We start from the raw sequence: 11,768 nt of genomic DNA on the forward strand, positions 1-11,768 counted from the left end.
AAGTGGGGCTTTGGAAATTTTATTGGTAAATAGCTTGTGCTGCAGTGATGAGAGTAAGATTATAAACATCATCTGAGCTACATCCACGTGAAAGGTCATTAACTGGCTTATTCAAACCTTGTAAAACAGGTCCTACAGCTGAGAAACCACCTAGACGTTCTGCAATCTTGTATCCAATATTTCCTGCTTCGATACTTGGGAAGATGAAGACAGTTGCATGTCCAGCCACTTTACTTCCTGGAGCTTTCAAAGCTGCTGTTTCAGGGTGGAAGGCAGCGTCAAATTGCAATTCTCCATCAATTTCAAGGTCAGGACGCAATTCGTGTGCACGTTTAGTAGCTGCTACCACTTTATCAACGTTTTCACCGAAACCAGAACCTTTACTTGAGTAACTTAACATTGCAATTTTTGGCTCGATACCAAACATTTTAGCTGTGATTGCTGAGTTAATAGCAATTTCAGCTAGGGCATCAGCATCAGGATTAATGTTGATTGCACAGTCTCCGAAAAGATAACGTTCTGAACCACGAGTCATTAAGAAAGCACCTGAAGTACGAGTTACATTTGGACGAGTTTTAATGATTTGAAGTGCTGGGCGAACAGTTGCAGCAGTTGAGTGAAGTGCACCTGAAACCATACCGTCAACCAAGCCCATATAAACTAGCATAACACCAAAGTAGTTAACGTCTTCACTCAAGAGTCTAGTAGCTTCTTCTTCTGTTATCTTACCGTTACGACGTTCTACAAGAGAAGCAACCATATCGTCAAATTTATCGTAATGATCTGGGTCGATGACTTCATACCCCTCATGAATTCCTTCGATTTCAAGGTAGATTTTGATTTTTTCAGGTTTACCAAGCAAAACTGGGGTAACATCTGTTTCTTTCACCAAACGTTTTGTAGCTTGTAGGATACGAGGTTCTTTCCCTTCGGGTAGAACAATGCGTACATTTTTACCAACTAGGTTGGTTTTTAGACTTTCAAAAACTTCCATGAGTTTTCTCCTTTAATATTAATTAATTGATAACTTAGTTATTAAATTCTTAAAATCATCTGGCAGCGGAGATGATATTTCCAACTGTTCTTCAAGAAAAGGATGATAAAAAGATAAGAAATGGCAATGTAGCGCTTGACGCTGTATGCCATGCTCTAAACTTCCGCCATAGAGGTCATCTCCAAGTAAGGGAAAACCAATATGTGAAAAATGAACACGAATTTGGTGTGTTCTCCCAGTATGTAATCGAATATCGACTAAATGTATGTCTCCATAGGATGCTATGACCTTGTATTCTGTGTGAGCATATTTACCACCTTTAGCTACACGCCTTGTGATGATAGAATCTTCGTCTCTCGCAATGGGAGCTATGATATTTCCTTCTGGTTCTAAAATACCTACTCCTTTTACAAGAGCAAAGTACCGTTTTTCAATACTTTTTTTCTGAAGTTGTTTATCTAGCCTTGCATGAGCATATCCATGTTTGGCAAATAGCATCAAACCAGACGTGTCTCTATCTAATCTAGTTACAATGTGCACTTGCTGATTCTCGTAAACTTGTTTTACGTAGTAACCTTTAATAAAATTAGCAATAGTATTTGAGTGATTAACACTAGGAATAGAGGCCACCCCGAATGGTTTGTTTAGAATTAGAAAGTGGTCATCTTCAAACAAAATATCCAAGGGATAATCTATGGCTTCCAGTGTCTCGAAACCTTCTTCTGGAGGAATATCAATGACAACCTCATCCCCAATATCTAAGAGGTAGGTAGCGTTCTGCGGATGCCCATTCACCCGAATATCACCACCTCGAAACTTAATCTTGGCAAGTAAACCTTTGGAAACTTCATGTTTCTTTAGAAAGGTTTTTACCTTAACATGTTCGTCGGCAATAAATTGAAACCTCATTCGTCCACCTCACCAATAAAGGCATCCTTAACTCGATTCCAAAAACTGGTGTGGCTTGGAGTGGCAACGAAATGAATCTTGTGGTGGTCGATTTGGTACTCTATTTTTTCAATATTTCGGAAAGAATAGATACTATTATCGATAGAGATAGTATGATAATCATTTCGAGTTGGTATTAGTTCGATTTTATCTTTCTTAGGAACAATGATTGAAGAACCAAGTGTTCGATAAATTCGATTATTCAGACTAGCAATTTCCGCTAATTGTAATGCTTCTATGGTCGGATGTAGGACAGCACCACCAAGTGATTTATTGTAGGCTGTACTTCCTGTTGGAGTTGATACAGTCAATCCATCACCTCGAAAGCGTTCGAAGGGGACGTGATTTATCACGACATCAGCAACCATAGTTCGATCTGCTCTACGAATACTAGCTTCGTTTAGAGCACGGAAGATTTTAACTTCACCATTTTCTAGATAAATTTTGACATTTAATAATGGATACGAAACCTTAGCTCCTGTATCCAACTGTAAATTAGTAACTAGCTGATCTAATTCAAAGTCTCTATAATCAGTATAGAAACCAAGATGTCCCGTATGAACCCCAACAAAACGAACCTTATCTAACTGATCTTCATACTTGTGAAAAGCAGATAGAAGCATTCCATCTCCTCCAATGGAGATAACAATATCAGGATTTTTATCATTAAGTATAAAATTATGATTCTTCAAACGATCCTTGAGTTCGTACAACACTTTTCTACTTTGAGGTTTACGGTTGGCGATCAGATCAACCCTTTTACCTGTATTCTTCATCTGTATCGTCACTATTTCCTACCCCGTCATTTAATTTCCGATGCAAAGGATCAAAGAGTGCTTGTGCTTCTTGAATGTCATCTCGAATCTTGCTCATTTCCTCGTCTAGCTGATGAGAAATTCTAGCGGTAATCTCAAGCCTTTCCTTAATTTCTTCTGGGAAATCTCCTTGATATTTATAGTTGAGTGAATGTTCAATCGTCGCCCAAAAGTTCATTGCCAAAGTACGAATTTGAATCTCAACTAAGATGGTTTTTGCACCATTTATGGTATCGACTGTATATTCAATAACTACATGGTAAGAACGATAACCTGACGCCTTACGATGAGTGATATAATCTCGTTCTTGAACAACTCTCATATCCTGTCTTTTACGAAGGATAGATACAACCTCATTCACATCGTCTACAAATTGAACCATCACACGCAATCCTGCAATATCTTGCAAATCTTGTTCAAGCGTGTCATAGGTTATTCCACGACGAACCATTTTTTCTTTGATACTTTCAATAGGTTTCACACGCCCTGTTACGAATTCAATTGGTGAATGTCGATTTTGTTTGCGGTACTGTTTTCGAATCCCCCGTAGTTTTATTTTTAACTCGCCAACAGCTTGAATGTAAGGATCTAAAAATTCTTCCCATTCAGTAATCATAGATTTTATAGATTCACCCCTCTTTAGCTACAATATTCATTTACTCTTTGATTTTCATTTGAAAATCATATACAATAAATACAGTTATTATTATACCATAAATCGCTTTCAAACAAAATAAAAGGTTCTCAAAATGAAACATTTAGAAATAGAATTAAAAACTCTTCTAAAAAAAGAAGACTATATAAAATTAAAAGAATATTTTTCGGATATTACTCCTATTACGCAAAACAACTACTACTTAGATACTTGTGACTATAAGCTACGTAGCAATAAGATAGCCATGCGTATTCGGACTTTTGAAGATAGCGCTGAATTAACGATAAAAATTCCTCAAGCTGTAGGCAATATGGAATACAATCAAGCTCTCACTCTAGAAGAGGCAAAGAAATGTTTAGAGGAATGCAAACTTCCTCAGGGTATGATTTTAGAAGAACTTTCAAATCGAGGTGTTTCACCAAGTGGATGGGTTGTTTTAGGTTGTTTAACCACTGTTCGTTATGAGAAAGAGACTTCTATCGGACTGATGGCACTAGATCAAAGTACCTACTTCGATGTTGTTGATTATGAATTAGAGCTGGAAGTCGAAAATGGAGACCAGGGAAGTCTTGATTTTCAGGAGTTTTTACAGGCAAATAATATCGAATACAAGAAAGCACCTTCAAAATTAGTACGATTTATAGAAAATATGAAAAAATCCTGAAATAATCAACTTTTTTTGATAAAATAAAAGAGATAAAAAATATTAGAATCTGTAACAGAAAACACTTGTTTTAAAATTGTTTGCTTTTGCTGATTCACGTAGTTTATAGAGGACGGTTTATCAATGTCAGATACAAAGAATATGAAGCTTTTTTCACTTTCATCAAACCATGAAATTGCTCAAAAAATCGCAGATGCTGCAGGTGTTCCCCTTGGAAAATTATCATCACGTCAATTCTCAGATGGTGAAATCCAAGTTAACATCGAAGAAAGTGTTCGTGGCTATGATGTTTATATCATCCAGTCTACTTCTTATCCTGTTAGCAATCATTTGATGGAACTTTTAATTACTGTTGATGCCTGTGTTCGTGCTAGTGCAAATACAATCAATGTTGTCATGCCTTATTTTGGTTATGCTCGTCAAGACCGTATCGCTTCTTCTCGCGAACCCCTTACAGCTAAACTTGTTGCAAATATGTTGGTTAAAGCCGGAGTTAGTCGTGTATTGACACTTGATCTTCACGCTGTTCAGGTTCAAGGTTTCTTTGATATTCCTGTTGACAACCTCTACACAATTCCTCTTTTTGCAAAACATTATTGCGATAAAGGTTTGACAGGTTCAGATGTGGTTGTTGTTAGCCCTAAAAATTCAGGCGTAAAACGTGCTCGTAGCCTTGCTGAGTACCTTGATGCACCGATTGCTATCATCGACTATGCTCAAGATGATTCTGAACGTAGTCAGGGATACATTATCGGTGAGGTTGAAGGCAAGAAAGCAATCTTGATTGATGATATTCTAAATACAGGTCGTACTTTCTCTGAAGCTGCTAAAATCCTAGAACGCGATGGTGCAACTGAAATCTATGCAGTTTCAAGTCATGGACTTTTCGTTGACAGCGCTGCAGAATTGCTTGATGCAGCTAATATCAAAGAAATCTTGGTTACAGATTCTGTCGTAACAGAAAGTAAAAAACCAAAAAATGTAAAATACATTACTGCAAGCGAATTAATTGGTGATGCCATGGTTCGTATTCATGAAAGAAAACCAGTTAGTCCACTGTTTAAATTTAAATAGAAATTAGGTGAGTTTTTGATTTATTTGGATAATGCTGCTACGACACCCATGTCACCTGTAGCTATCTCAGCAATGACTCAAGTCATGCAAGAAACATATGGGAACCCTTCTAGTATTCATAGCCATGGACGTCAAGCAGGTAAATTATTACGAGAAGCGCGTCAAGAGTTAGCGAGTTTACTAGGAACAAAGCCACAGCACGTTTTCTTCACCTCTGGTGGTACAGAAAGTAATAATACAGCAATTATTGGTTACTGCCTTCGTCACCAAGGGCGTGGGAAACACATCATTACTACTGCTATTGAGCATCACGCTGTGCTTGAACCAATTGAATATTTGGTTGAAAATTTCGGGTTTGAAGTAACTGTTTTGAAACCTGTAAATCAAGAAATCACTGCAGACCAAGTCAAAAATGCACTCCGTGAAGATACCATCTTAGTATCTACTATGTTTGCAAACAATGAAACAGGAACTCTATTACCGATTGATGAAATTGGTGATGTTCTAAAAAATCATCCAGCTGTTTATCATGTTGATGCAGTTCAGGCGGTTGGTAAATTAGAGATTCTCCCTGAAGAATTGGGGATTGATTTTCTCAGTGCTTCTGCTCATAAGTTTTATGGTCCTAAAGGTGTTGGTTTCCTCTATGCAGCTTCTACAGATTTTGATTCTTATCTACACGGTGGAGATCAAGAACAGAAAAAAAGAGCAGGAACAGAAAACCTTCCTGCAATTATAGGGATGGTCGCAGCTCTAAAGGATGATCTTGAACATATAGAGCCTAATTTCGAAAAAGTTCAAAAACTACAAGAAACATTTCTAGCTGAAATGGATGGATCAAACTACTATCTAAACCAAGGTAAAGAGCAACTTCCCTATGTCCTCAACATTGGATTTCCAGGACAACGAAACGACCTACTGCTACTTCGTCTAGACCTTGAAGGGATTTCTATCTCGACTGGTTCTGCTTGTACTGCTGGTGTTGTTCAGGTCAGTCATGTTCTTCAGGCACTCTACGGAGAAGATTCACCTCGTTTGCACGAATCCGTTCGTATCAGCATTTCACCTCAAAATACAGAACAAGAGATGATAACTCTCGCTAATACTCTTAAAAATATCATCGGAGGATAACTCAATGGCATTCGAACAAACAATTAAACTAAAAAATTGCCGTTACGATTACACACTTAGCCCAACTGTAAAGAAATTTACTCTTAAAGATAATACTTTTTTTGAAACTAAAGTTGGTAACTATGAACTGACACGTCTACTTGAAAAGGTTCCAAATAGTGGAGAAGGTTTCCAGCTGAAAATTATCATTAATAAAGACTTAACAGGCGCGAAAATCAATATCACTGATAAATCTGGTCTGCGTTTAGTTGATATTTTCAAATCAGAAGAAACACATATCCACCAAGAGAAATTCTACTTCTTGATGGATAGTCTTGTTGAGCGTGGCGTATTTACAAAAAGCGAAAGGTAGAAGATTATTATGTTTCGATTAACTTACAAGGACTCCTATCAAGTAGAGCGTGTGCAAGAATATGAAGACTATGAAGCTCTTATGCTCTCTCTATCGGGTTGTGTAACCCTTCCTGATACGACTCTTATCACTTCATTAACACACAATGGAGTTGAAATCTATCAAGGTCTTCTTGGGAACCTCTATCGTTTTTTAACAACCTATCACGAAAATACCTAAACTAAGATTTTTCTTAGTTTTTTTTCGTTATTGTTGCAATTTTCACAAGCTTTCTATAAAATAGTAGTTAGAAAGGTTGTGATTTTGTGAAAGAAAAACAGTCTGCTATTCCAAAGGCAACAGCAAAGAGACTTTCTCTCTACTATCGTATTTTTAAAAGATTTAATGCTGAGAAAATTGAAAGAGCTAATTCCAAACAAATTGCAGAGGCAATTGGTATAGATTCTGCGACTGTTCGTCGTGACTTCTCTTACTTTGGCGAACTTGGAAGACGTGGCTTTGGCTATGATGTCAAGAAGCTCATGAATTTTTTTGCCGATCTTTTAAATGATAACTCTATTACCAACGTTATGCTGGTTGGTATTGGAAATATGGGACATGCCCTCCTCCACTACCGCTTTCACGAGCGTAATAAGATGAAAATCGTTATGGCTTTTGACCTAGATGATCATCCTGAGGTTGGTACCCAGACTCCTGACGGTGTTCCAATCTACGGAATATCGCAAATAAAAGAAAAAATCAAGGATGCCAATATAAAGACAGCGATTCTAACTGTTCCTAGTGTTAAATCTCAGGAAGTTGCTGAATTGTTGGTTGATGCTGGCATCAAAGGTATTCTCAGTTTTTCTCCTGTTCACCTACATCTTCCTAAAGAAGTAGTTGTTCAGTATGTCGATCTTACAAGTGAACTTCAAACTCTCCTCTATTTTATGCGTAAAGAGGATTAGAAAGCGTAAGTATTTATGAATAAACCAGTTATTGGGATTACAGGAAATGAAAAAGCTCATCCAGATGATGATATCATGCTCAGTTATGCAGCAAAAGGTTTTGTTGAAGGTGTTAAAGAAGCTGGAGGTATCCCCATTATCCTACCAATTGGTGATGAAGAAATGGCCAGTTACTACATTAGTTTAATTGATAAACTTATCCTTACAGGTGGGCAAAATGTTGACCCAAAATACTATAGTGAACCAAAGGCTATCGATAGTGATGACTACCATCTTCAAAGAGATATTTTTGAACTAGCACTTATCAAAGAAGCAATCAAACAGAATAAACCAATTTTTTCGGTCTGTCGTGGTACCCAGCTCTTTAATGTTGCCATGGGGGGAACACTTTACCAAGATATCGAAGACCATTGGCAAGATACTTCTGCTGAATATACTAGTCAGCGACTTGTTACCGAACCAGATACTATCCTTCGAGAAATCTATGGAGAAATCTCTCATATCAACTCTTTCCACCATCAGAGCATTAAAGATTTGGCACCTAATCTTAAGGTTATAGCATATGATCCTAAGGATGGTGTTATTGAGGCTATTATAAGTACGGATGGGTTCCCTTATCTTGGTGTTCAATGGCATCCAGAATTTCTTTTTGAAAATCGCCCAAAAGATAAAACACTTTTTGACTATGTCGTCAATGAACTTTAAATTCGATGAATTGGTTAATTAATTATGAATGAACTTAAAATCCCTTCAACTCATGAAATTTTGAGAGATATAGAAACGAATATTTTCACATCTGTTAAGAGCAAGGAATTTGATCATTTCTTAATTGATAAGGAAAAGAAAATAGAGGTTTGCTTTCAACTTTCTAATCTATACAGACTTTTAACAGCTGAAAGTTATCAATCATTTTCTAAGGATAAAGAGAATCTTGATAAACTATCTCAAAAAGAAAAACAAAAACAACTTAAAGAGTGGTCTAAAAAAGCGAAACAATTTTGTAAAAAGGCAGATGCCAAATTTAAAGGCAGATTTCGTTCATCGATTTTTTTTACAGAGATATTCTCATCCACTCAAAAAAATATTATAAAATTAAAGATTTCAATGCGATTGTCGACTTTATCGTACAAGAAAAATTACTAGTCCCAACAATTGATCCTCTTCCTAAAATTGATATGAACGAAGTAGAATCCTATGCTTTACAAGAGCTTAATAAGGGGTCTAAATTTCACTGATTAATTCTATATCAAGTCTGTCTTCTCTCGATAACTAAAGTAATCAGAATGAGAAACAATTAGATGATCCAATAAGACCAAACCCATTATCTCGCAGGCTTCTTTAACAAGCTTGGTAACATGGTCATCATTAGGACTAGGAACTACTGCTCCTGATGGATGATTATGAACCAGAATCACAGATGTTGCCATGTGCTTTAGGGCATAGTGGAGAATTTCTCTCGGTTCAGCAATACTTCTAGTAGCTGACCCAATAAAAATAGTCTGCTGGTGAATGATTTGATTTTGTGTATTCAGATAGAGCGCTACTAGGTGCTCTTGTTTTTTATCTCCAAGCTCAGCTTGCATCTTTTTAGCTAACTTTCGACTACTAAGGATACTCTCCATTTCCACTGTTTCCCTTTTATGGATACGGTAGCCTAATTCGATAACAGCTTGTAATTCGATAGCCTTAACACGTCCAATACCCGATAGAGTCTGCAATTCCTGTAGGCTCATTCTTTTTAGGTCGGTTAAACATGTTAGCTGATTTAAGACCTTCTGTGCTATTTCAAAAACATTAGCCTGTTTTGTTCCTGTTCTTAGCAAAATAGCTAGTAATTCTTGATTGCTGAGAGCTTCTACTCCTTCCCTAACTAGTCTTTCTCTTGGTAAAAGTGAATCTTCTTGAAATGAAATACTATACATAAAAATCCTCCTCACTTTATTATTCGTGAGAAGGATGCTTAATTTCATAAAAACTAGTTATTTTTAGATTTTTTCAAGTGCTAGTCGTAAATCTTCAATCAAATCATCGACATTTTCAAGACCGATTGAAAGTCGGATTTGATTTTTAGTTACTCCTGCTGCTTCTAGATCAGAGTCAGACAATTGAGCATGAGTTGTAGTTGCCGGATGAACGACTAATGATTTGGCATCTGCTACGTTTGCAAGGTTTGAAAAGATTTCTAAGCTATCAATCACCTTACGAGCTTCTGCTTCTCCACCTTTAACATGGAAGGTAAAGATTGAACCAACACCTTTTGGTAAATATTTCTCCGCCAAGGCATGGTAAGGGCTATCAGCTAATTTTGGATAGTTGACTTTTTCAACCTTTGGATGATTAACCAGGAAATCAACAATTTTCTCAGCATTTTGAACATGACGTTCAACACGGAGAGATAGTGTTTCAAGACCTTGTAGGAGCAAGAATGAGTTAAATGGTGAAAGGGCAGCTCCCATATCGCGAAGCAATTGAACACGAGCAGCAACGATGAAGGCTGCAGCACCTACATCACGAGTATAGCTTAAATTATGGTAGCTTGGATCTTCATTGACAAATTGAGGGAATTTCCCTGAAGCTGCCCAGTCAAACTTCCCACTATCAACGATAACACCACCGATTGTTGTACCGTGTCCTCCGATAAACTTAGTAGCCGAGTGAACTGAGATATCTACACCGTGTGAAAAGACATTAATGAGATATGGTGTTGCAAATGTATTATCAGCAACCAAAGGAATTTGGTGATTGTGAGCAATTTCAGCTATTTTTTCAATATCAGGAATGTTGATAACCGGATTACCCAAAGTTTCAATCAAAACAAGTTTGGTATTGTCTTTAATCGCTGCCTCTACTTCTTCTAGATTATCAATATCAACAAAAGTTGTGGTGATTCCGTAACGAGGAAGGGTTTCTTTCAAAAGGTTAAAGGTCCCACCGTAGATAGTTGAAGCTGCAACCACGTGGTCTCCTGCATGAGCAAGTCCAAGTATAGTATAAGTAAGAGCTGCCATCCCAGAAGCTGTGGCAAGTGCACCTACTCCGCCTTCTAGTGCTGCAATACGCTCTTCAAAAGCTGAAGTTGTTGGATTGGTAATACGAGTATAGAGATTTCCAGCTTTTTGAAGGGCAAAAAGGTCTGCACCCTCCTGTGTATCTTCAAATACAAAAGATGTTGTTTGATAAATAGGGACAGCACGAGACTTGGTAGTAGCATCTACTACTTGTCCAGCATGCAATTGTAGGGTTTCAAATTTAAATTCACGAGTCATTATCAGACCTCCAAAGATTTCATTAAAATAATTGTATCATCTATGTCAGTTAGTTACAAATACAACTTTATTATATATTGGCATAAGAAATAGCTATGGCTATTATTAGAATTGTAGAACTTTTTTCAGATAGTTTAAAAAGTTTGTATTCACTGCTCCTATACTTTATAATGTTTAGAAAGGAGATCACTATGTCAGAAATTACTCATGAAATTGATGCAAACTTTGCTGGCCGTTTAAATATCTTGCGCGCTGGTGTACTGGGAGCAAATGATGGAATCATCTCTATCGCTGGAGTTGTTATCGGCGTAGCGAGTGCTACAACGAATATCTGGATTATCTTCCTCTCAGGATTAGCTGCAATTCTTGCTGGTGCCTTTTCTATGGCTGGCGGCGAGTATGTATCCGTATCTACTCAGAAAGACACTGAGGAAGCCGCGGTAGCCCGCGAACAACTACTTTTGGATAAAGATATGGAAGCTGCTAAAAAATCTCTCTACGCAGCTTATCTTCAAAATGGTGAGTGTGAAACATCAGCCCAACTATTAGTTAACAAAGCTTTTCTAAAAAATCCACTTAAGGCTCTAGTCGAGGAAAAGTACGGAATCGAATATGAAGAATTCACTAATCCTTGGCATGCTGCAGCATCTAGCTTTATTGCCTTTGTCCTCGGAAGTCTTCCGCCAATGCTTTCAATTACCATTTTCCCAAGCGAATACCGAATCCCTGCTACTGTTGTTATTGTAGCAATTTCACTTCTAGTCACTGGATATACAAGTGCCAAACTTGGAAAAGCACCAACCAAAATAGCTATGATTCGTAACCTTTGCATCGGCCTTTTGACCATGGGTGTTACTTATCTATTTGGACAATTGTTTAGCATTTAAAACATAAAAATACCTCGAAAAAATCGAGGTATTTA

At 37.3% G+C, this 11,768-nt stretch carries 15 protein-coding genes; 9 read left to right on the plus strand and 6 right to left on the minus strand.

Going from position 1 to position 11,768, the window contains the following annotated elements; genetic code table 11:
* Positions 1 to 19 precede the first annotated feature (19 nt).
* From pta to ACXYSN_RS02365, 4 genes are read right to left on the minus strand one after another with little or no spacing between them, the layout of a single operon-like run.
* Positions 20 to 994 carry a phosphate acetyltransferase gene (pta, locus tag ACXYSN_RS02350; protein WP_458636016.1) on the minus strand — a complete coding sequence of 325 codons (975 nt, stop codon included), beginning with the start codon at positions 992 to 994 and terminating at the stop codon, positions 20 to 22.
* 18 nt (positions 995 to 1,012) lie between these two features.
* Complete coding sequence (locus ACXYSN_RS02355) at positions 1,013 to 1,903, minus strand: RluA family pseudouridine synthase (RefSeq protein WP_458636017.1); 891 nt, start codon at positions 1,901 to 1,903, stop codon at positions 1,013 to 1,015.
* Positions 1,900 to 2,718 carry an NAD kinase gene (locus ACXYSN_RS02360; RefSeq protein WP_458636018.1) on the minus strand — a complete coding sequence of 273 codons (819 nt, stop codon included), beginning with the start codon at positions 2,716 to 2,718 and terminating at the stop codon, positions 1,900 to 1,902. The genes ACXYSN_RS02355 and ACXYSN_RS02360 overlap by 4 nt, the downstream gene beginning before the upstream one ends.
* Positions 2,702 to 3,373, minus strand: a complete 672-nt coding sequence (locus ACXYSN_RS02365) for a GTP pyrophosphokinase (protein WP_006150695.1) — start codon at positions 3,371 to 3,373, stop codon at positions 2,702 to 2,704. Before ACXYSN_RS02365 ends, ACXYSN_RS02360 begins: the two co-directional genes overlap by 17 nt.
* 133 nt (positions 3,374 to 3,506) lie before the next feature.
* Here ACXYSN_RS02365 and ACXYSN_RS02370 point away from each other — a divergent pair, with 133 nt between their 5' ends.
* The 8 genes from ACXYSN_RS02370 (at position 3,507) to ACXYSN_RS02405 (ending at position 8,723) form a co-directional block, all read left to right on the plus strand.
* Positions 3,507 to 4,076, plus strand: a complete 570-nt coding sequence (locus ACXYSN_RS02370; protein WP_458636019.1) for a CYTH domain-containing protein — start codon at positions 3,507 to 3,509, stop codon at positions 4,074 to 4,076.
* A gap of 123 nt (positions 4,077 to 4,199) precedes the next feature.
* Positions 4,200 to 5,150: a ribose-phosphate diphosphokinase gene (locus ACXYSN_RS02375; RefSeq protein ID WP_006150727.1), complete on the plus strand. Its 951-nt coding sequence runs from the start codon at positions 4,200 to 4,202 to the stop codon at positions 5,148 to 5,150.
* A gap of 15 nt (positions 5,151 to 5,165) precedes the next feature.
* Positions 5,166 to 6,281: a cysteine desulfurase family protein gene (locus ACXYSN_RS02380; protein ID WP_458636020.1), complete on the plus strand. Its 1,116-nt coding sequence runs from the start codon at positions 5,166 to 5,168 to the stop codon at positions 6,279 to 6,281.
* Between the two features lie 4 nt (positions 6,282 to 6,285).
* Positions 6,286 to 6,633, plus strand: coding sequence for a DUF1831 domain-containing protein (locus ACXYSN_RS02385; protein ID WP_254725908.1), 348 nt, complete (start codon positions 6,286 to 6,288; stop codon positions 6,631 to 6,633).
* Between the two features lie 9 nt (positions 6,634 to 6,642).
* A complete protein-coding gene (locus ACXYSN_RS02390) occupies positions 6,643 to 6,852 on the plus strand; it encodes a DUF4649 family protein (protein WP_006150724.1) in 210 nt (69 codons plus the stop codon).
* A gap of 86 nt (positions 6,853 to 6,938) precedes the next feature.
* Positions 6,939 to 7,580, plus strand: a complete 642-nt coding sequence (locus ACXYSN_RS02395) for a redox-sensing transcriptional repressor Rex (RefSeq protein WP_458636021.1) — start codon at positions 6,939 to 6,941, stop codon at positions 7,578 to 7,580.
* Between the two features lie 15 nt (positions 7,581 to 7,595).
* Positions 7,596 to 8,285, plus strand: a complete 690-nt coding sequence (locus ACXYSN_RS02400) for a gamma-glutamyl-gamma-aminobutyrate hydrolase family protein (protein ID WP_458636022.1) — start codon at positions 7,596 to 7,598, stop codon at positions 8,283 to 8,285.
* Between the two features lie 24 nt (positions 8,286 to 8,309).
* Complete coding sequence (locus ACXYSN_RS02405; RefSeq protein ID WP_458636023.1) at positions 8,310 to 8,723, plus strand: hypothetical protein; 414 nt, start codon at positions 8,310 to 8,312, stop codon at positions 8,721 to 8,723.
* Positions 8,724 to 8,821: 98 nt separating this feature from the next.
* Here the strand turns inward: ACXYSN_RS02405 and radC are convergent, their stop codons facing one another.
* Positions 8,822 to 9,502, minus strand: a complete 681-nt coding sequence (radC, locus tag ACXYSN_RS02410) for a RadC family protein (RefSeq protein ID WP_458636024.1) — start codon at positions 9,500 to 9,502, stop codon at positions 8,822 to 8,824.
* 63 nt (positions 9,503 to 9,565) lie between these two features.
* Complete coding sequence (locus ACXYSN_RS02415; RefSeq protein ID WP_458636025.1) at positions 9,566 to 10,846, minus strand: O-acetylhomoserine aminocarboxypropyltransferase/cysteine synthase family protein; 1,281 nt, start codon at positions 10,844 to 10,846, stop codon at positions 9,566 to 9,568.
* Between the two features lie 191 nt (positions 10,847 to 11,037).
* Here ACXYSN_RS02415 and ACXYSN_RS02420 point away from each other — a divergent pair, with 191 nt between their 5' ends.
* Positions 11,038 to 11,733 carry a VIT1/CCC1 transporter family protein gene (locus ACXYSN_RS02420; protein ID WP_458636026.1) on the plus strand — a complete coding sequence of 232 codons (696 nt, stop codon included), beginning with the start codon at positions 11,038 to 11,040 and terminating at the stop codon, positions 11,731 to 11,733.
* Positions 11,734 to 11,768 lie beyond the last annotated feature (35 nt).

It is taken from the genome of Streptococcus sp. V869, from assembly GCF_054353515.1.